20 protein-coding genes and 1 pseudogene are annotated in these 19,577 nt (G+C 71.2%); 10 read left to right on the forward strand and 11 right to left on the reverse strand.

The genetic code is table 11. From position 1 onward, the window contains the following. The first annotated feature begins 71 nt into the window (after nt 1-71). Nucleotides 72-725 (forward strand): DUF2238 domain-containing protein, encoded by a 654-nt coding sequence (locus tag ABZ471_RS19950; protein ID WP_359068094.1) that lies wholly within the window; start codon nt 72-74, stop codon nt 723-725. Here the strand turns inward: ABZ471_RS19950 and ABZ471_RS19955 are convergent. Both ABZ471_RS19955 and ABZ471_RS19960 read right to left on the reverse strand, forming a co-directional pair. Continuing rightward, complete coding sequence (locus ABZ471_RS19955; protein WP_359068095.1) at nt 722-1,216, reverse strand: DUF6328 family protein; 495 nt, start codon at nt 1,214-1,216, stop codon at nt 722-724. The genes ABZ471_RS19950 and ABZ471_RS19955 overlap by 4 nt on opposite strands. Nucleotides 1,217-1,265: 49 nt before the next feature. Further along, a complete protein-coding gene (locus tag ABZ471_RS19960; protein ID WP_359068096.1) occupies nt 1,266-2,249 on the reverse strand; it encodes an aldo/keto reductase in 984 nt (327 codons plus the stop codon). Between the two features lie 134 nt (nt 2,250-2,383). On the opposite strand from ABZ471_RS19960, the gene ABZ471_RS19965 reads away from it, so the two are divergent. Further along, nucleotides 2,384-4,117: a cholesterol oxidase substrate-binding domain-containing protein gene (locus ABZ471_RS19965; protein WP_359068097.1), complete on the forward strand. Its 1,734-nt coding sequence runs from the start codon at nt 2,384-2,386 to the stop codon at nt 4,115-4,117. Here ABZ471_RS19965 and ABZ471_RS19970 read toward each other — a convergent pair whose 3' ends face one another. Then, nucleotides 4,118-5,005: an SDR family oxidoreductase gene (locus ABZ471_RS19970; protein WP_359068098.1), complete on the reverse strand. Its 888-nt coding sequence runs from the start codon at nt 5,003-5,005 to the stop codon at nt 4,118-4,120. It lies immediately after the preceding gene. Between the two features lie 168 nt (nt 5,006-5,173). Between ABZ471_RS19970 and ABZ471_RS19975 the strand changes: the two genes are divergently transcribed. Continuing rightward, the gene (locus ABZ471_RS19975) at nt 5,174-6,073 is read left to right on the forward strand and encodes a LysR family transcriptional regulator (RefSeq protein WP_359068099.1); all 900 of its coding nucleotides are present in this window, start codon (nt 5,174-5,176) and stop codon (nt 6,071-6,073) included. Nucleotide 6,074: 1 nt separating this feature from the next. Here ABZ471_RS19975 and ABZ471_RS19980 read toward each other — a convergent pair whose 3' ends face one another. Together ABZ471_RS19980 and ABZ471_RS19985 are read right to left on the reverse strand one after the other, a co-directional pair. Next, nucleotides 6,075-6,680 carry a TetR family transcriptional regulator gene (locus tag ABZ471_RS19980; protein ID WP_359068100.1) on the reverse strand — a complete coding sequence of 202 codons (606 nt, stop codon included), beginning with the start codon at nt 6,678-6,680 and terminating at the stop codon, nt 6,075-6,077. Further along, nucleotides 6,677-8,170 carry an MFS transporter gene (locus tag ABZ471_RS19985; protein ID WP_359068101.1) on the reverse strand — a complete coding sequence of 498 codons (1,494 nt, stop codon included), beginning with the start codon at nt 8,168-8,170 and terminating at the stop codon, nt 6,677-6,679. The genes ABZ471_RS19980 and ABZ471_RS19985 overlap by 4 nt, the downstream gene beginning before the upstream one ends. A 482-nt stretch (nt 8,171-8,652) precedes the next feature. Here ABZ471_RS19985 and ABZ471_RS19990 point away from each other — a divergent pair, with 482 nt between their 5' ends. Both ABZ471_RS19990 and ABZ471_RS19995 read left to right on the forward strand, forming a co-directional pair. Further along, a complete protein-coding gene (locus ABZ471_RS19990) occupies nt 8,653-9,027 on the forward strand; it encodes a tyrosinase cofactor (protein ID WP_359068102.1) in 375 nt (124 codons plus the stop codon). A 34-nt stretch (nt 9,028-9,061) separates the two neighbouring features. Next, nucleotides 9,062-9,883: a tyrosinase family protein gene (locus tag ABZ471_RS19995; RefSeq protein WP_359068103.1), complete on the forward strand. Its 822-nt coding sequence runs from the start codon at nt 9,062-9,064 to the stop codon at nt 9,881-9,883. Here ABZ471_RS19995 and ABZ471_RS20000 read toward each other — a convergent pair whose 3' ends face one another. Both ABZ471_RS20000 and ABZ471_RS20005 read right to left on the reverse strand, forming a co-directional pair. After that, nucleotides 9,884-10,576 (reverse strand): ribonuclease H, encoded by a 693-nt coding sequence (locus tag ABZ471_RS20000; RefSeq protein ID WP_359068104.1) that lies wholly within the window; start codon nt 10,574-10,576, stop codon nt 9,884-9,886. A 48-nt stretch (nt 10,577-10,624) separates the two neighbouring features. Then, nucleotides 10,625-11,419: a VOC family protein gene (locus ABZ471_RS20005; RefSeq protein ID WP_359068105.1), complete on the reverse strand. Its 795-nt coding sequence runs from the start codon at nt 11,417-11,419 to the stop codon at nt 10,625-10,627. 316 nt (nt 11,420-11,735) lie between these two features. Here ABZ471_RS20005 and ABZ471_RS20010 point away from each other — a divergent pair, with 316 nt between their 5' ends. From ABZ471_RS20010 to ABZ471_RS20025, 4 genes are all read left to right on the forward strand, one after another. After that, nucleotides 11,736-13,178 (forward strand): family 2B encapsulin nanocompartment shell protein, encoded by a 1,443-nt coding sequence (locus ABZ471_RS20010; RefSeq protein WP_359068106.1) that lies wholly within the window; start codon nt 11,736-11,738, stop codon nt 13,176-13,178. Between the two features lie 16 nt (nt 13,179-13,194). Continuing rightward, nucleotides 13,195-14,247 carry a family 2 encapsulin nanocompartment cargo protein terpene cyclase gene (locus tag ABZ471_RS20015; protein ID WP_359068107.1) on the forward strand — a complete coding sequence of 351 codons (1,053 nt, stop codon included), beginning with the start codon at nt 13,195-13,197 and terminating at the stop codon, nt 14,245-14,247. Nucleotides 14,248-14,276: 29 nt separating this feature from the next. Continuing rightward, nucleotides 14,277-15,176, forward strand: a complete 900-nt coding sequence (locus ABZ471_RS20020) for a geranyl diphosphate 2-C-methyltransferase (RefSeq protein ID WP_359068108.1) — start codon at nt 14,277-14,279, stop codon at nt 15,174-15,176. 99 nt (nt 15,177-15,275) lie between these two features. Next, entirely contained in the window at nt 15,276-16,166 is an 891-nt protein-coding gene (locus ABZ471_RS20025) for an aminoglycoside phosphotransferase family protein (protein ID WP_359068109.1), read from the forward strand. 19 nt (nt 16,167-16,185) lie between these two features. On the opposite strand, the gene ABZ471_RS20030 is transcribed toward ABZ471_RS20025, so the two are convergent. Next, nucleotides 16,186-16,668, reverse strand: coding sequence for a VOC family protein (locus ABZ471_RS20030; RefSeq protein WP_359068110.1), 483 nt, complete (start codon nt 16,666-16,668; stop codon nt 16,186-16,188). A 122-nt stretch (nt 16,669-16,790) separates the two neighbouring features. Between ABZ471_RS20030 and ABZ471_RS20035 the strand changes: the two genes are divergently transcribed. Beyond that, on the forward strand, nt 16,791-17,996 hold the full coding sequence (locus ABZ471_RS20035) for an epoxide hydrolase family protein (protein WP_359068111.1): 1,206 nt from the start codon (nt 16,791-16,793) through the stop codon (nt 17,994-17,996). A gap of 7 nt (nt 17,997-18,003) precedes the next feature. On the opposite strand, the gene ABZ471_RS20040 is transcribed toward ABZ471_RS20035, so the two are convergent. The 3 genes and pseudogenes from ABZ471_RS20040 to ABZ471_RS20050 form a co-directional block, all read right to left on the reverse strand. Then, nucleotides 18,004-18,396 carry a helix-turn-helix transcriptional regulator gene (locus ABZ471_RS20040; RefSeq protein WP_359068112.1) on the reverse strand — a complete coding sequence of 131 codons (393 nt, stop codon included), beginning with the start codon at nt 18,394-18,396 and terminating at the stop codon, nt 18,004-18,006. 4 nt (nt 18,397-18,400) lie between these two features. Next, nucleotides 18,401-18,877, reverse strand: a complete 477-nt coding sequence (locus tag ABZ471_RS20045) for an ATP-binding protein (RefSeq protein ID WP_359068113.1) — start codon at nt 18,875-18,877, stop codon at nt 18,401-18,403. 121 nt (nt 18,878-18,998) lie between these two features. Next, nucleotides 18,999-19,577: pseudogene (locus ABZ471_RS20050) on the reverse strand (hypothetical protein); the annotation flags it as partial.

The following is a 19,577-nucleotide window of genomic DNA, read 5'->3' on the forward strand; positions in this document are numbered from 1 at the left end:
TACTCATGCCCGCGCCCGCCGGCCGGCGCCACGATGGGGCTCCTTCGACTCCCACGGCAAGGAGCCCCGCCATGACCGCAGTGCACCCCGTCCCGCGTACCGTGCCGCGCCGCGTGCCGCCCGTCCTGTTCGCGGGCGTCGTGGCCGTGGGCCTCGGCGTGTCGGCGTGGGACGTGCGGGACCGCACGACGTGGCTTCTGGAGACGGTCTGGGCGCTGGTCGGGCTGCCCTTGGTGGTGCTGGTCTGGCGGCGGTTCCCGCTGACCGGGCTGCTGTGCGGGCTGCTGGCCGTGCACGCCCTGGTCCTCGCGGTGGGCGGCCACTACACGTACGCGCAGGTGCCGCTGGGCGACCGGGTGCGGGACACCTTCGGTCTGTCCCGCAACCCGTACGACCGGTTCGGGCACCTGATGCAGGGCTTCGTACCGGCCGTTCTCGTACGCGAACTGCTCGGCCGCACCTCGCCGCTGCGCGGCAGCCGCTGGCTGGCCCCGCTGACCGTGTGCGCCTGCCTCGCGTTCAGCGCCTGCTTCGAACTGCTGGAGTGGGCGGCCGCCGAGATCGGCGGGCACAGCGCGGACGCCTTCCTCGCCACCCAGGGCGATGTGTGGGACACCCAGTGGGACATGTTCTGCGCCCTGATCGGCGCCGTGCTGTCGCTGCTGCTGCTCAGCAGGGCCCACGACCGCCAGCTGGCCGCCCTGGAGGCCCGAACGGCCGCCTAGTCGTCCGGCCGGCTGGTGTGCCGGCTGCGTGCCCACAGCGGCAGTCCGTACCAGCACACCAGGTACCAGGCGACGACGACCGCGACCAGCCAGGGCACATAGCCGTCCTGCGTGGCCACCCGAAGGATCAGCAGCAGGGACGAGGTCATGGTGGCGAGCAGCAGGACCAGGCCGACGTTCGTCATCCGGGAGGCCAGCCGAACCGCCCGGGGCTTGACCCGGCGGCCGGCGACCAGACGGTGCAGGGAGACCGGCCCGATGAGGGCGCCGGTCGCGCAGGCGCCCAGGACGACGGTCACGATGTAGATGTGCTGGTCGGTGTCGGACAGTCGCGCGAACTTCGGCTGGAAGACGACGGTCAGCAGGAAGCCGAACAGGATCTGCACGCCCGTCTGGGCCACCCGGACCTCCTGGATCAGGTCGCCCCACATCCGGTCGGCCCGCTCCTCCTCGGTCTCGTTTCGCCCCCTTCTCGGTACCGCCTGCGTCATGCCGTGCGGGTAACCGCCCGGACGTTCGTTGAAACGGGCCGCCCGGGTGCTACCAGCGGTTCTCGACCTGCTCCTTGATCCGGCGCTCGTACAGGTCGCGGGTCGCGGCGGACGTCTCCTCGGGCAGCGGCGGCAGCTTGGCGGCGGCCGCGTTGGCGCGGGCCTGCTCCGGGTTGCGGGCGCCGGGAATGACGGTGGTCACGCCGGGCTGCTCGGTGATCCAGCGCAGGGCCAGCTGGGCCGGGGTGTACCCCTCGGGAGCGAGCGCGGCGAACGCGGCAGCCGCCTCGACTCCGGTCGCGTAGTCGACACCGGAGAAGGTCTCGCCCTGGTCGAAAGCCTCGCCGTGCCGGTTGTAGGTGCGGTGGTCGTTGGCGGCGAAGACCGTGTCCTCGGTGTACTTCCCCGACAGCAGGCCGGAGGCGAGCGGCACGCGCGCGATGATGCCGACACCCGCCTCCCGTGCCGCCGGGAGCACCTCGTACAGGGGCTTCATACGGAACGGGTTGAGGATGATCTGCACGCTCGCCACGTTCGGCCGGGCGATCGCGGTCAGCGCCTCGGCACAGGTCTCCACGCTCACGCCGTACGCGGCGATCCGTTCCTCGGCCACCAGGGTGTCGAGTGCGTCGAACACCTCGTCCGAGGAGTAGACGGGGGTGGGCGGGCAGTGCAGCTGCACCAGGTCGAGGCGGTCGACGCCGAGGTTGCGGCGGGACCGGTCGTTCCAGGCGCGGAAGTTGTCCAGGACGTAGTTCTCGGGGATCTGCTCGACCCGGCGGCCCATCTTGGTCGCCACCAGCACGTGCAGGTCGGGCCGGCCGCTCAGGAAGGCTGCGATGGTCGACTCGCTGCGCCCGTCCCCGTACACGTCGGCCGTGTCGAAGAAGGTGACCCCCGACTCGGCGGCCGCCTCCAGCACGGACAGGGCCTCCTTGTCGTCCACGTCGCCCCAGTCGGCGCCCAGCTGCCATGTGCCGAGTCCGACGACCGATGCCCACTGACCCGACCTGCCGATCACGCGTTCGTCCATGGCGTCAGTGTGTCATCCGGTCCCGCATCCCGCGGAACGGGTGGCTCCGCGGCCGGTCGCGCTTTTTCACCCGCCCGGGTGACAGGTCTCGACAGAGGGGCGGTTGCCGTCAAGCAGCCCCTTAGCGTGAATCCGTGTTTGATCGCTCAGTTGACAACTTCCTTTCGAGGAGCGATGGTTCGGCGCCCATCAGCCGTCGCGGGCTCCTGCGCGCCGCCGCCGCGCTTGCCGCCGTACCGGTGCTGGTGGCGGCCGATCCCGCCCTCGCCGCGGCCGAACTGCCCGGGTTTCCGGCCGAGGTGGCACTGCACCGCTCGGCGTATCGCAACTGGGTGGGCGAGATCTCCGTGGACGGGCTGTGGGCCTGTGCCCCGACCGGCCCGGAGCAGGTGCTCGCCGTCGTCAACTGGGCGTGGCGCAGCGGGTGGCGGGTCCGGGCACGGGGCTGCTCGCACGGCTGGTCGCCGCTGACGGTCTCGGAGGGGACCACGGCGGACACCAAGGTGCTGCTGGTCGACACCGTGACCCATCTGACCGGTCTGGCGCTGGAGTCTGCGTCGGCGGTGCGCGCCGGCACGGGGGTGACCCTCGAAACCCTGCTCACCTTCCTGGAGGAGCACGGTCTCGGCCTCACCGCGACGCCCGCGCCCGGCGATCTGTCGCTCGGCGGCGCCCTGGCGATCGACGCGCACGGCACGGCCGTGCCGGCCGTCGGCGAACGCCCGCCGGCCGGCACGACGTACGGCTCGCTGAGCAACCGGGTGCTGGAGCTGACCGCGGTGGTGTGGGACGAGGGCGAAGGAGACTATGTCCTCCGGACGTTCCGCCGTACGGAGGCGGACTGTGCCGCGCTGCTCGCCCATCTCGGGCGGTCCTTCGTGACGGAGGTGGTGCTGCGGGTCGGGCCGGAGCGCAGTCTGCGCTGTGTCAGCCGTACCGACATCCCGGCGCCTGAGCTGTTCGCTGCCCCGGGCTCCGGCGGGCGCACCCTGGAGACCTTCCTGCGGCGCTCGGGCCGGGTGGAGGCGATCTGGTTCGCCTTCACCGAATTCCCGTGGCTGAAGGAGTGGAGCGTCGCGCCGGTCAAGCCGCTGACCTCACGGCACGTCACCTCGCCGTACAACTACCCCTTCTCCGACAGCGTGCCGACCGTCGTCGCCGACCTGGTGGGGCGGATCGTCGCGGACGCGGCCTGGTACCTGGCGCCGGTGCTGGGCAACGCGCAGCTCGACGTGGCCGACCTGGGGCTGGTGGCCACGCTCTCCGCCGACCTGTGGGGGCCGTCGAAGAACACCCTTCTGTATCTCAGGCCGACCACGCTGCGAGTGACCGCGAACGGGTACGCGGTCCTCACCTCGCGGGCCGGCGTACAGCGGGTGGTGCACGAGTTCACCCGCCACTACCGCGAGCGGCTCGACGCGTACGCGGCGCAGGGCCGCTTCCCGGTCAACGGCTCGGTGGAGATCCGGGTCACCGGCCTCGACGACCCCGCCGACACCGGCGTGGACGGCGCCCGCGCCCCGCTGCTGTCCGCCCTGCGGCCGAGCGGGGCCCGGCCCGACTGGGACACGGCGGTCTGGCTGGACGTGCTGACCCTGCCGGGCACACCGGACGCGGAGGCCTTCCTGCGCGAGCTGGAACAGTTCCTGCTCGGCACCTACGACGGCGGGTACGCCCTCGCGCGCGCGGAGTGGTCCAAGGGCTGGGCGTACACCGAGGACGCCGTCTGGAGCGACGCGGAGGTGCTGGGCACCACGGTGCCGGGCTCGTTCGAGGCGGGTGTGTGGAAGCAGGCGGTCGGGATCCTCGACCGCCTGGACCCGCACCGGGTGTTCTCGAACGGCTTCCTCGACCGTCTCCTGCGCTGACTACGCCTGGAAGTAGTGGCCCTCGTCGAGGTCCGCGAGGAGGCCGGGCCCCTGCGGCTCCCAGCCGAGGAGCCTGCGGGTCAGCGCGCTCGACGACGGACAGTCGGCGGCGGCGAACCGGCCGAGCCAGCCGAAGTGGTCCTCGGCCTGTTCGGCGGCCACGCCGACGACGGGCAGGTCCAGATGCCGGCCGATGACCGCGGCGATGTCCCGGAAGGGCACCCCTTCCTCGTCGGTCGCGTGCAGCCGGGTGCCGGCCGGCGCGGACTCCAGGGCCAGCCGGTACAGGCGGGCCGCGTCCGAACGGTGCACGCCCGTCCAGCGGTTGGCGCCGTCGCCGACGTAGGCCGACACACCCTTCGCCCGGGCGATCTCGATCAGGCGCGGCACGAAGGCGTGGTCGCCCCGGCCGTGCACGGAGGGTGCGAGCCGGACCAGGCAGGCCCGCACCCCGCGCTCGGCCAGCGCGAGCGTGGCCTCCTCGGACGCGGTCCGGTGTCCGCCCGGGGCGGGCCCGTCCTCCTCGGTGACCACACCGTCCGCCCGGGCGATCCCGGTGCCGGAGGTGACCAGGAAGGGCTTGCCGGAGCCGGCCAGGGCGGCGCCGATCGCCTCGATGGCGCGCAGGTCGGTGGCGCCCGCGGCGTAGATGTCGGTGAAGTCGTGGACGAAGGCCAGGTGGATCACGCCGTCGGCCGCGGCCGCGGCGCGGGCCAGGCCCCCGGGGTCGTCCAGACTGCCGCGGTGCGCCTCGGCTCCGGCCGACTTCAGCGAGGCCTCGGCCTCGTCGGAGCGGGCGAGGCCGACGACGTCGTGTCCGGCGGCGACGAGTTCGGGAACCACGGCGGATCCGACGAACCCCGTGGCACCGGTGACGAAAACACGCATGGTTGATCTAGCTCCTCGGATGCTGGGTGGGAATGACTTCATCGTTGGCCCGGGGCCGGGTCCAGGTCCAAAGCCTGTTTCGCATGGAGCAATGCACATCAGGCATCACCGCAGTTCAGCGCCGCTATGAGCGTCCAATCGGACCTCGTGCGGCAGTACTCTTGGGGCATGACCGACTCGGCCGCCCCCGTGGACCTCGACCTTCGGCTGGTGCGGTACTTCACGGTCGTGGCCGAGCACCGGCACTTCGGCCGTGCCGCGACCGCCCTGCACATCGCCCAGCCGTCCCTGAGCCGCCAAGTGCGGCGTCTGGAGCAGCAGTTGGGGGCGCGGCTGTTCGACCGCACCCCGCAGGGCACCCGGCTCACCGAGGCCGGGGAGGCCTTCCTGCCGCGTGCCAAGGCGCTGTTGCGTGCCGCCGCCCAGGCTGCGGCCGTCGCCCGGGCCGCCGCCGAGCCCACCCGGATCACCGTCGGCTACACCACCGGCGTCTTCGTCACCCCGGCCGTGCGCGACCTGCGGCGCAGGTTCCCGGACGCCGACGTGCGGACCGCACATCTGCGCTGGAACGAGGCGCGGGACGCGCTGCTCGACCACCGCGTGGACGCGCTCGTGGCCCGGCTGCCGTTCGTCACCGAGGGCCTGCGGGTGACAGTCCTCTACGACGAACCGCGCGTCCTGGTCGTCCCGCTCGACCACCGGCTGGCGGGCAAGGAGTCGGTCACCGTCGACGACATCGCCGACGAGCCGCTCCCCCGGGTCCCCGACCGGCTCTGGGACGCGTTCTGGCGCATCGACCCCCGGCCCGACGGCAGCCCGGCCCCCGACGGTCCGTACATCGACGACATCGAGGACAAGTTCGAACTCGTCGCCTCCGGACAGGCGGTGGCGATCGCGGCGGGCATCCCCGGCATTCGCATCCGCCCCGGTCTCACCTCGATCGCGCTGCACGGCGTCGAACCGAGCCATGTCGCGCTGGCGACCCGCGCGGGCGACAACGGCCGCCTGCTCGCGGCGTTCCGCAGGTGCGCGGAGGCGCTGCTGACCGGCCCGCAGGCCGTCGAGTGACTCAGGTGCCGGGCGTCAGCTGTTCCTGTACGACGGGCCCGTAGCGGTCGGCGATGGCGTCGATGTCGGTCTCGCGCAGGTGCGGGCCGCGCGCGATGCCGTACATGACGCCGAGTCCGAGGAGACCGGCGACGGCCAGTTCGGCACGCAGGCCCGCGTCGGGGCCGGTGAGCCGGCCGGCGAGGCGGTCGGTCACCTGGGCCCGGAAGTTGGCGCGCAGGGTCTCGCCGTGGTCGCCGTGCAGGGGTGCGAAGGCGATGCGCAGCAGCGGGTCGGCGCCGCGCTCGCGCTGGCTGGCCAGTACATGGCGGACCATGTGGCGGCCCAGGTCCGCCAGGGGCGCGTCGAGCAGGTCGTCCGCGTCGGTGTCGAAGGACATCACCCGGGCGAAGAGGGTGTCCTTGTTGCCGAAGTACTTCAGGATCAACGGCGGGCTGACGCCGGCCCGCTCGGCGACGGCCTTGAGGGTGATGTCGGCGTGCGCGTGCCGGGCCAGCAGCGAGCGGGCGGCCTTGAGGATGGCCGCCTTGGTGGCCTCGGCGTCGCGGCGTGCAGGGGCGTCGGGGGCGGCTGCCCGCGGGTGGGATGGAGTGCTCACGGCACTCATGCTCCCTCCATCGCCCCGTCGCGGGCGCCCCGGGTGGCCCCGCGGGCGCGCCGGGTGCCGTCGGCGGGCCCGTCGCCCGGGATGGACAGGGCCGCGGCGCAGGCGGCCAGGGCGACCGCGCCGGCCATCGCGAACGCCAGCAGATAGCCGTGCAGCGTCGGCACCGGTATGCCGGCGACGGGGCTGCTGTGGTGCACGAGGACGGCGGCGACGGCGGCGCTGGACGTGGCCTGGCCGATGGTGCGCATCAGGACGTTGACGCCGTTGGCGGAGGCGGTCTGGGCGGCCGGGACGGCGCGCAGGATCAGGGTCGGGAGCGCGGAGTAGGCGAGGGTGGTGCCGGTCGCCACGATCGTGGCGCCCAGGATGATCATCCACAGGTCGCGGCTGTCGGCTATACGGACCGCGTAGCCGCAGGCGATGACGGCGGCACCGAGGGCGAGGGTGATGCGCGGGCCGCGCGCGGCGGAGATGCGGGCGGACAGGGGGGAGAAGAGCAGCATGGTGACGCCGCCGGGCAGCAGGCACAGGCCGGTGGCGACGAGGGACAGCCCTAGGCCGTAGCCGGTGGCCTTCGGTGCCTGCACCAGCTGGGCGGTCACCAGCGAGTTGGCGTAGAAGGCGAATCCGGTGAGCGCCGCCGCCACGTGGGACAGCCCGACCCGGGGCCGGGTGACGAGGCGCAGGTCGACCAGCGGGCGCTCGGCGCGCCACTGGTGCCACCACCACAGGGCGAGGACGGCCACGGCAGCGAGGAACAGGCCGAGGATCCTGGGGCTGCCCCAGCCCCACTGGCCGCCCTGGGACACGCCGAGCAGCAAGGACACCAGTCCGGCGGCCAGGCCCAGCGCGCCGAGGACGTCGAAGCGGCCGGGCTCCCGTACCGGCGACTCCCTGACCGCCCACCAGGTGGCCGCAACGCCGAGCGCGCCGAGGGCGCTGGTCAGCCAGAACATGGTGTGCCAGTCGGCGTACTGGATGACCAGCGCGGCGAGCGGCAGGCCGAGGGCGGCGCCGATGCCGACGGTGGAACTCATCAGGGCGACCGCCGAGCCCCGGCGCTCGGGCGGGAGTTCGTCGCGCAGGATGCTGATCGACAGCGGGACGACGGAGGCGGCGGCGCCCTGGAGCGCCCGGGCCGCGATGAGCACGCCGATGTCGGAGGACAGGGAGCACATCACCGAGCCGGCGGTCATCAGGGCGAGCGCGCCGGTGAGCACCCTGCGCTTGCCGTACATGTCGCCGGCCCGGCCGAGCACGGGGGTGAGCACGGCTCCGGAAAGCAGGGTCGCGGTGACCATCCAGGAGACGGTGGCCGCCGAGGCTCCGGTCAGCCGGGGCAGGTCGGGCAGGAGCGGTACGACCACGGTCTGCATGACGGCCATGAGGATGCCGCCCGACGCCAGCACCGGGATGGTGAGGCGGTCCCGCAGCCGGGGTGCCTCGACGGGAGTGCCGGGCGGCAGGGCTATCGGGCCTGGGTGGTCCATCTGCGCTCCTGTGGAGGTCTCGGGGTTTCGGTGAATAGTAATTCACCTTGCCGAGTGAATGACCATTCACCACTGGATATGGACGAGGGCTCGACCTGGGCTCCACCCGGCGAAGCAACCGGTCCGGTCGCCGGTGCGCAGCTCCGCGAGGGCGGGGTGCGGCGTCGGATCCGGTCACGGATCCGGTCGCGAGGGCGCGGCCGGACTTCCGGATCGCGTCAGTCTGGCGCGGTGACCCGCGCCACTCGGGCGGGCACCGAACGAGAAAGATCGCCGGAATCCCTGACGTTCCGGCAAGGAATTCCCCGTTCCGCAGCAGAAGGGACCATCTCCACAGCAAGATCATCTTGGTTCAATCTTGCACGACATGTGGCTAATTGTCCGGATCACAGCCAACCGGTTCCGGGCGATTTCTTCCTCTCCCGAGCGGCCCGGTAGGCATGCGGAGTCACCACTCGAACACCCCCCACAGGAGGACCCGCATGCCCGAACTCACCCGGCGCCGCGCGCTCACCGCGGCGGCCGCCGTCGCCGCCACGGCCTCGGCCGCCACGCTCATCGCGTCCGGCACATCGGCCGCCGAACACCAGCACGGCTCCCCGCAATCCTTCGACGAGGTCTACAAGGGCCGCCGGATACAGGGCCGTCCGTCCGGCGCGGGCGGACACCACCACGAACACGGCGCCGGATACGCCGTGTTCATAGACGGGGTGGAGCTGCACGTGATGCAGAACGCCGACAGCAGCTGGATCAGCGTCGTCAGCCACTACGACCCGGTGGCCACGCCGCGCGCCGCCGCCCGTGCCGCGGTGGACGAGCTGCAGGGCGCCCCGCTGCTGCCGTTCCCCGCCAACTGACCGCCCCCGCAAGGACATCCGGAGCACCACGCACATGACCGTACGCAAGAACCAGGCCACCCTGACCGCCGACGAGAAGCGCCGTTTCGTGGGCGCCGTCCTCGAACTCAAGCGCAACGGACGCTACGACGACTTCGTCCGCACGCACAACGAGTTCATCATGTCCGACACCGACTCGGGCGAGCGGACCGGCCACCGCTCCCCGTCCTTCCTGCCCTGGCACCGCAGATTCCTGCTCGACTTCGAACAGGCGCTGCAATCGGTGGACTCCACGGTCGCGCTGCCGTACTGGGACTGGAGCACCGACCGCACGGTACGCGCCTCGCTGTGGGCGCCGGACTTCCTCGGCGGAACCGGGCGCAGCTCCGACGGCCGGGTGATGGACGGCCCGTTCGCCGCGGGCGGCGGCAACTGGCCGGTCAGCGTCCGGGTGGACGGCCGTACGTTCCTGCGCCGCTCGCTCGGCACGGGCGTGCGCGAGCTGCCGACGCGCGCGGAGGTGGAGTCGGTGCTCGCGATGTCCACGTACGACATGGCGCCGTACAACAGCGCCTCCGACGGATTCCGCAACCACCTCGAGGGCTGGCGCGGGGTCAATCTGCACAACCGGGTCCACGTGTGGGTCGGCGGGCAGATGGCCACCGGCGTCTCCCCCAACGACCCGGTGTTCTGGCTGCACCACGCCTACATAGACAAGCTGTGGGCCGAGTGGCAGCGCCGGCACCCGGGCGTCGGCTATGTGCCGACCGGCGGGACGCCGGACGTCATCGACCTGAACGACACGATGAAGCCGTGGAACAACGTGCGTCCGGCGGACCTGCTGGACCACACGAAGTTCTACACGTTCGACGCCTGATCAGGCCTCGGCGTCACGGCACTCCGGGTGGCCCCAGCCCTGGGCGTTCTTGGCGATGGGCTCGCCGGCGGCGTAGGGGCGGCCGCACTGGCAGCGGCCGGGGAACTTCGCCTTGATGGTGCGGGAGGGCGCTCCGCCGCCGGTGCGGCGGGGCGCCTTCTTGCGCGGGGCGGCCGCTTTGGGGGTGTCGGGGGACGGCGGCGGCTCCGCGGAGCCGAGGGCGCTGCCGGCCGCCTCCTGGACCGAGGCGGCCTGGCTGGCGGCGCGGTCGGCGAAGTCGTTCAGCGGGTCGCCGTCGACCTGGTGGGCGGGGACGTAGCGGAAGTCGACGGACCGGCCGTCGAGCAGTTCGTCGATGCGGACCACCAGGTCCTGGTTGGCCACCGGTTTACCGGCGGCCGTCTTCCAGCCGTTGCGCTTCCAGCCGGGCAGCCAGGTGGTGACCGCCTTCATCGCGTACTGGGAGTCCATGCGGATCTCCAGCGGCACGTCCGGGTCGACCGCCGCCAGCAGGCGCTCCAGGGCGGTCAGTTCGGCGACGTTGTTGGTGGCCCGGCCGAGCGGGCCCGCCTCCCAGCGGGCGGGGGTCCGCTCGTCCTCGGAGACCACCCATGCCCATCCGGCCGGCCCGGGGTTTCCCTTCGAAGCCCCGTCGCACGCGGCCACCACACGTTCACGCATGCCGTCGATCATGCCATGGCCGCGCCGGCCACCGGGACGCGTCCTGCCGCGGGCGACCGGTCAGACGTCCTTGATCTTCGGCATGTCTCCCTCGGTGGTCGTGATGTCGATCACCGAGAAGTTCGCGCCCTGCGGGTCGGTGAGCGCCGCGAAGCGGCCGAAGGGGCTGCTCATCGGCCCGAAGCGGAGGATCGCGCCGAGCTTGGTGGCCCGGGCCACGGCCTCGTCGCAGTTGTCGACGCTGAAGTACACGTTCACGTACGACGGCACCTCGGGCGGGAAGTCGTCGGTCATCCGCATCCGGCCGAGGACGGCGTTCTCGCCGATGTCGAACAGACGGAAGTCGACCGCGTCGTCCTCGATCTGCTTGGCCCGGTACGGGTAGACGGCGGTCAGGAAGGGGTCCGCCTTCTCGGGCTCGCGGGTGAAGACCTCGGCCCAGCAGTAGGCGCCCGGCACCGCGGTCGCCTCGAAGCCCTCGTGGGTGCCCGCCTGCCACACACCGAACACGGCTCCGCTGGGCTCACGGGCCAGGCACATCGTCCCGAAGTCGCCGACCTGCATCGGCTCCATCAGCACCTCCCCGCCGTTGTCCCGGATCTTCGCCGCCGTGGCGGCGGCGTCCGGCGAGGCGAAGTACAGGCACCACTGCGACTGCCCCTCCTGGCCGGGCATGGGGGGTACGACGGCGGCGACCGCCTTGCCGTTCGCGTAGGCCTGCGTGTAGTTGCCGTACTCCGACGACGACTCGCCGAAGGTCCAGCCGAGGACGTCGCCGTAGAAGCTCTTGGCGCCCTCCAGGTCGCTGAACATCGCATCGGCCCAGCAGGGCGTTCCTTCAGGTTGCACGGCCATGGTCGGGACCCTCTCGGTCGGACGGTTTCTCCCGCTACCTCACGCTAGTCACCCCGAGGTCGGCCCGCGCGCCGAACGGTCGGTCACCCAAACTCCGACCCGCCCGGGGCGCGGTAGCGGGACACCGGCGCGCGATCACGGAAGCCACCGCCGCACGCTCTCAACGGCAGGTTTGCACCACGCGTTGATCAAAACCGCCCCTTTCGCGCTGTACCCGCGGATCACGCGTCCTGTTTGGCTGGTCCGAGCGCACCGGCACCCCGCGCACCACCGACCGATCCGAATCACCCCTGTTCGCCTCTCCGCAGGAGGAGATGTGTCCACTCCGGACATCGCCACCGGTTCCGCAGTCGACGAACCCGACCCCGGGCCCCCGGCCGACGGGCAGCTGACCAGCCTGAGCACGCAGGCGGCCCGTCAGCTCACCACCACCACCAAGTCCGAACCGCAGATGCAGGCCATCACCTCGCGATGGCTGCTGAAGACCCTGCCGTGGGTGGACGTCAAGGGAGGCGCGTACCGGGTCAACCGACGTCTGCAACTGCGCACCGGACGCGGGCGAGTGCACTTCGAGCAGAACGGTGCCGACGACATCCGGGTGATCCCCGAGACGCTGACCGAGCTGCCGATCCTGCGCGGGTATCCCGAGACGGACGTGCTGCGGGAGATGGCCACGCGCTTCCAGACCCGGGAGGTGCGCGCCGGCCAGGTGCTGTTCGAGGCCGGGCAGCCGGTCACCGAGGCCTACCTGGTGGTGCACGGACGGTTCACGCGGTACACCTCCGGAAAGTACGGCGAGGAGGAGGTCATCGGGGGCGTCACCGACGGCGACCAGATGGGCGACGAGGCGGTCGGCCAGTCCGATCCGCTCTGGCTGACCTCGGTCCGCGCGGAGACCGCCGGTGTGGTGCTGGCGCTGCCCTGGGCCGTGGTGGAGGAGTTCACCGCGCGGGTGCCGTCCCTCGCCGCGCACCTGCACGCGTATGTCGAGCGGCAGCTCAAGCCGATGAACCGCAAGGGCGAGGCGGAGGTCCCCGTCCAGGCCGGCCACGTCGGCGAGCCGACGCTGCAGGGCGGCTTCGTCGACTACGAACTCGCGCCGCGCGAGTACGAGTTGTCCCTCACCCAGACCGTGCTGCGGGTGCACACCAGGGTCGCCGACCTCTACAACCACCCGATGGACCAGACCGCCCAGCAACTCCGGCTGACCGTGGAGGAGATCCGCGAGCGGCAGGAGTGGGAGCTGGTCAACAACCGGGAGTTCGGGCTGCTGCACAACGTCGACTACGGCCAGCGGATCAGTACCTACACGGGGCCGCCGACGCCGGACGACATGGACGAGCTGCTGTCGATGCGGCGCAAGACGAAGGTGTTCCTCGCCCATCCGAAGGCGATCGCTGCCTTCTTCCGGCAGTGCAACAGGCGGGGCCTGGTGCCCGGTACCGCGAACGTCGACGGCCATGAGGTGCCGGCCTGGCGGGGGGTGCCGATCTTCCCGTGCAGCAAGATCCCGGTCACCGAGAACCACACCAGCAGCATCATCGCGCTGCGCACCGGCGAGGCCGATCAGGGCGTCGTCGGCCTCTACCAGACCGGCATCCCGGAGGAGTACCAGCCGGGCCTGAACGTCCGCTTCATGGGCATCGACACTGCCGCGATCATCAACTACCTGGTCACCGCCTACTACTCGCTGGCCATCCTGGTCCCCGACGCCGCAGGGATCCTGGAGAACGTCCAGCTCGGCCGGTCCGCCGACTGACGGCCTGGAGCACGCCATGAGCGCACCCACCCACTCCTACACGCTGCCCGGGCCACCGAACATCGCCGAGAGCATGCGCAGGCCGAAGCGCACCGGGGTGATCCCGGGGCTGCACCACCGGCCCGTCGCTCCCGCCGACCCGGAGAAGGCCGCCGAGATCGATCGCCGCCTGGAGACCTGGGCCCGTGACCTGGATCTGTTTCCCGAGGCCTGGAAGGGGGACTTCTCGGGCTTCCAGTTCGGCCGGGCCGTCGTACTGCAACATCCGGGCGCCCTCGACCTGGACCGCCTCACCGCCGCCGGCAAGCTGCTGCTCGCCGAGAACATCGTCGACTCCTGTTACTGCGAGGAGGACGAGGGCCGGGGCGGATCGCGGCGCGGTCTGGGCGGACCGCTGATCATCGCCCAGTCGGCGCTGGACCCCTACCACGGCACCCCGGAGCTGGAGGAGGAGTGGCGCGAGGGCATCCGGGCCGACGGTCCGCTGCGCTCGTACCACTTCGCCCTCGCGGACTACGCCGCCTTCGCCACGCCAAGCCAGACCGACCGGTTCGTGTACGACATGGCCCGGCTGCACCTCGGCTATCTGGGCGAGGCCGCCTGGATGGAGACCGGGTACAAGCCGCGGGTCTGGGAGTACCTGGTGATGCGGCAGTTCAACAACTTCCGCCCCTGTCTGTCGCTCGTGGACGCGGTGGACGGCTACGAACTGCCCGAGCAGGTCTACGCCCGGCCGGAGATCCAGAGGATCACCGCCCTGGCCTGCAACGCCACCACCGTCATGAACGACCTGTACTCCTTCACCAAGGAGCTGGCGAGCGATCCGACCCACCTCAACCTGCCACAGGTCGTCGCGGCCAACGAGCGCTGCGGACTGAAGGGCGCCTATCTGAAGTCCGTCGAGATCCACAACCGGATCATGGACGCCTTCGAGGAGGAGTCGGCCGTGCTGTCCGCCACCTCTCCCCTCGTGGAGCGGTACGCCCAGGGGCTGTCCGACTGGGTCGCCGGCAACCACGAGTGGCACTCCACCAACACCCACCGCTACCACCTGCCCGACTACTGGTAACAGCCACACGCTCAACGGAACACCGTCACATGCACAACGAGGAGTCACCCTTGACGACCGTCCCCGCAGCCAGGATCGCGACCGTTCCGGTGCCGGCCCAGTCCACGTACCAGAACCGCGTCGCGGAGTACTGGAACGCCGAGGAGAACCCGGTCAACCTCGAACTAGGCAAGATCGACGACCTGTACCACCACCACTACGGCATCGGTGCCGCCGACCGCTCGATGCTCGACGAACCCGACCCGGACCGGCGACGGGACCTCATCACCGGCGAACTGCACCGCCTGGAGCACGCCCAGGCGGAGCTGCTCGCCTCCCACCTGGGGCCGCTGTCCCCCGCCGACCGGGTCTTCGACGCCGGCTGCGGCCGCGGCGGCGGCAGTGTCACTGCCCATCTGGGGTACGGCTGCCACGCCGACGGCGTCACGATCTCCGCGAAGCAGGCCGACTTCGCCAACGAGCAGGCCCGCCGACGCGGCATCGACGGCAAGGTGCGCTACCACCACCGCAACATGCTCGACACCGGCTTCACGTCCGGCGCCTACGCGGCGTCGTGGAACAACGAGTCCACGATGTACGTCGAGCTGGACCTGCTGTTCGCCGAGCACGCCCGGCTGCTGCGCCGCGGCGGACGGTACGTGGTGATCACCGGCTGCTACAACGACACCTACGGGCAGGCCTCCCGCGAGGTGTCGCTGATCAACGCGCACTACATCTGCGACATCCATCCGCGGTCGGAGTACTTCCGGGCGATGGCCCGCAACCGGCTGGTGCCGGTGCACGTCGAGGATCTGACGGCGGCCACCATCCCGTACTGGGAACTGCGCAAGGAGGCGGACCACCTGGTCACGGGTATCGAGGACACCTTCCTGACCGCCTACCGCAACGGCAGCTTCCAGTACCTGCTCATCGTGGCCGACCGGGTCTGATCCCGGCGCAGACCGGTGGGGGCGGTGTCCGGTGACACCGCCCCCGCCCTCGTCTATTTCGTTCGACAGCGGGCGTGCCGGGCCGTTGGATAGGGGCCCATGTGTGCGGTGAAGATGCGCGAGGACGAGGTCGACATCGATGCCCCGCTGGTGCGGCGGATGATCGCCCGGCAGTTCCCCGCCTGGGCGGCGCTGCCGGTACGGCGACTGGCGTCGTCCGGTACGGAGAACGCGATGTTCCGGCTGGGGACGGATCTGGTGGTGCGGCTGCCCCGCTATCCCGGTGCCGTGGCCGACGTGGCGCACGAGCAGCACTGGCTGCCCCGTCTGGCACCGCACCTGCCGGTGGCCGCGCCCGAGCCGGTGGGGGTCGGCGAGCCGGACGAGGGCTTCGCCTGGCCGTGGTCGGTGTACCGCTGGCTGGACGGGCGCAATCCGGTCGCGGGTGCCGTCGAGGCGCCGGAACGGCTGGCCGAGGAGCTGGGTGCGTTCGTGGCCGCACTGCGCCGGACCGACCCGCAGGACGGTCCGGCCGCGAGCCGGGGCGCCCCGCTCGCGACCCGGGACACGCTGACCCGTGCGGCCCTGGAGCAACTGGCCGGCAGGATCGACACGGACGCCGTGACGGCCCTGTGGGAGCGCGCGCTGCGCGTGCCGGAGCACGACGCGGCACCGGCCTGGCTGCACGGCGACCTGGCGCCCGGGAACGTGCTGGTTTCCGGCGGACGGCTGAGCGCGGTGATCGACTTCGGCTGCGCCGGGGTCGGCGATCCCGCCGTGGACCTGATCGTGGCCTGGAACCTGCTGCCTCCGACCGCCCGCGCCGCCTTCCGCAAGACCGTCGGTGCCGACGACGCCGAGTGGGCGCGCGGGCGGGGCTGGGCGCTGTCGATCTCACTGATCCAGCTGCCCTACTACTGGCACACCAACCCGGCGCTCGCCGAGAACTCCCGGCATGTGATCGCCGAGATCCTCGCCGAGGCCGGGTGACGGCGGCTGCCCCGACGCGCTACTCGCCCGCGTACGCCTTCTCCAGCGCGGCGATGTCGAGCTTGCCCATGCCGAACATGGCCTGGGTGGTGCGCGACGCCTTCTCCGGGTCCGGGTCCCCGATCATGTCGATGAGACCGTCGGGGACGACCTGCCAGGAGACGCCGTACCTGTCCTTGAGCCAGCCGCAGGGGCCGCCCGCGCCGCCGTTCTCGGTGAGCCTGCTCCAGTAGTAGTCGATCTCCTGCTGGTCGGCGCAGAAGATCTGGAACGAGATCGCCTCGCTGAAGGCGAACTCGGGGCCGCCGTTGATCGCGACGAACTTCTGGCCGTTGGCCGTGAACTCCACGGCCAGCACGGAGCCTGCCGGGCCGGGGCCCGCCTCCGTGAAGCGGCCCACGCGCCCGACACTGGAGTTCTTGAAGATCGACACGTAGTGGTCGGCGGCCTCCTCGGCCTGGCCGTCGAACCAGAGACACGTGGTGAATCCGTCCGTGGTCATGAGCACCTCCTGGAGCATGGAACGCGGTCACCCGTATCGACCGGTCCGCGCGGCGAAACTCATCGGCCGGGCCGCCGATTAATCCGCCTGGGTGACAACGGTCCCGCACTAGCATCCGGGCCATGACCTCTTCGCCTGCCGAGAGCATCCAGCCCTTCCGCCTGTCGGTCCCCCAGAGCGACCTGGACGACCTGTACGACCGCCTCGACCGCACCCGCTGGCCGGACGGCCTGCCCGGGGCAGGCTGGGCGTACGGGGTGGCGCCGGAATACCTGCGGGAACTCGTGCGGTACTGGCGGTACGAGTACGACTGGCGTGCGGCCGAGGCACGGCTGAACGAGTGGCCGCAGTTCACGACCACCGTCGACGGGGCGCATGTGCACTTCGCGCACGTCCGCTCGCCGGAGCCGGACGCCACCCCGTTGATCGTCACGCACGGCTGGCCGGGCTCGATCGTGGAGTTCCTGGACGTCGTCGGGCCGCTCACCGATCCTGCGGCCCACGGCGGGGATCCGGCCGACGCGTTCCACGTCGTGGTGCCGGGCATCCCCGGGTTCGGGCTGTCCGGGCCCACGACGGACACCGGCTGGGAGGCGGGCCGGGTCGCCGACGCGTGGGCCGAACTGATGGGACGCCTCGGCTACGAACGGTTCGGCGCGCAGGGCGGCGACTGGGGCGCGGGGATCTCCCGCGAGCTGGGCCGTGCCCGTCCCGACCGGGTGATCGGCGTCCACCTCAACCTGCTGCCGGGCGCGCAGGCGACCAGCGAGCCCACCGAGGAGGAGCTGGCCGCGCTCGGCCCCGAGGAGCGGGAGCGCACGCTCACCTCATGGCGCCGCTGGTCGGCGTGGATGGGCGACGCCTCGGCGTACGCACTGCTGCACTCCACCCGGCCGCAGACCCTGGCGTACGCGCTCACGGACTCGCCGGTCGGGCAGCTCGCCTGGATCATCGAGAAGTTCCGGGAGTGGACGGACTCCGAGGAGCTGCCCGAGGAGGCGGTCGACCGGGACCTGCTGCTGACCAACGTGATGCTGTACTGGCTGACCCGGACCGCCGGTTCGTCCGCCCGGATCTACTACGAGCGCGCGCACGCCACGGGCCGCGTGGCCGCGCCCGCCGAGCCGTCCACGGCACCGACCGCTCTGGCGGTGTTCCCCGCCGAACTGCAGATCCCGCTGCGGCACAGGGCGGCGCGCACGGACAACATCGTCCGCTGGACGGAGTTCGACCGGGGCGGGCACTTCGCGGCCATGGAGGAGCCGGATCTGCTGGTCGCCGACGTCCGGGCCTTCTTCCGGGAGCTGCGTGAGAAGGGCGTCGGCTGACGGTGCCTCAGGCCACCAGGCACAGCCCGTTGTACGGCTCGCGGTGCTGCGGTGCCGGGGCCGTACGGCGGGCCGGACCGGTCTGCCGGGCCAGCTCGCCGTGGGTGAGCGACAGCAGGTCGCCGAGGCCGAGGCCCAGGGCATGGGCGGCAGCCGCGAGGACCTCCGAGGAGGCCTCCTTGCGGCCGCGCTCGATCTCGGAGAGGTAGGGCAGGGAGATCCGGGCCGCGTCGGCCACGTCCCGCAGCGTACGCTCCTGCGCCAGCCGCTCACGGCGCAGCACCTCACCGACCAGATCGCGCCACAGGGGCTCCCTCACAGCGGGCTCCGGCGCGTCCGGGCGCACGGGCTGCGCGCGCAGCGGGATCACACGGGCTCGGTCGCTCACCTCGTCGCTCACCCGCTCACCCTACGACCCCGCACGGCCGTCCTTCCCGCAGTTCCACTCGCGCGCACACGCGCTTGCCGACCGGTACGCACTCCACGGTCACCTCGTCGGCCAGGGCGTGCACGATCTCCAGACCGTGCCGGCCGACGCGCTCGGGATTCCTCGGGTACCGGCGGGGCAGCGTCGAGCTGCTGTCGTACACGGCCACCCGGACCACGGTGTCCGTGCCTTCCAGCTCCAGGATGTACGGGCCGCTGCTGTGCCGGTCCGCGTTGGTGACCAGCTCGCTCACGACGAGGAGCAGCTCACCGTCGGCCCGGCTGTCGATGTCGGCGCACCATTCCGTCCTCAGTTGCTGAAGGAACCGAGCGGCGAACGCCCGTGCCTCGGCGATGCATCCGGGTTCGCCGGTGTAGTGCGCCGCACGTCGCAGCGGTTCCACGGGTACATCGAAACCAGTCGGTATCACTGCCCCGCCCAGGTGGTCGGTCATGCCTGTCTCTCTCGGAAGCCCGGTCGGGGCCGGTCGCTGTTGCACCAGTCCTCGTACCCCGAGGCGCGTCGGGCAGTCCTGAGGCGCTGCTCACGTCTCCCGGCGGCTCGCCCGGCCACTCCTACTGGCCGCCTCCGCCGCCGCCACCGTTGCCGCCACCGTTGCCGCCTCCGTTGCCCCCTCCGTCGCCGCCCTGCTGATTCTGGTTCTGGGGCTGATTCTGGTTCTGGGGCTGATCCTGCTTCTGCTGCTGATCCTGCTTCTGCTGCTGATCCTGCTTCTGCTGCTGATCCTGCTTCTGCTGATCCTGCTTCTGCTGATCCTGCTTCTGCTGTTCATCCTGCTTCTGCTGCTGATCCTGCTTCTGCTGCTGATCCTGCTTCTGCTGCTGATCCTGCTTCTGCTGCTGATCCTGCTTCTGCTGCTGATCCTGCTTCTGCTGTTCATCCTGCTTCTGCTGCTGATCCTGCTTCTGCTGCTGATCCTGCTTCTGCTGTTCATCCTGCTTCTGCTGTTCATCCTGCTTCTGCTGTTCATCCTGCTTCTGCTGCTGATCCTGCTTCTGCTGATCCTGCTTCTGCTGCTGATCCTGCTTCTGCTGTTCATCCTGCTTCTGCTGCTGATCCTGCTTCTGCTGTTCATCCTGCTTCTGCTGCTGATCCTGCTTCTGCTGTTCATCCTGCTTCTGCTGCTGATCCTG

Source organism: Streptomyces sp. NPDC005728, assembly GCF_040630895.1.
Classification (GTDB): Bacteria; Actinomycetota; Actinomycetes; order Streptomycetales; family Streptomycetaceae; genus Streptomyces.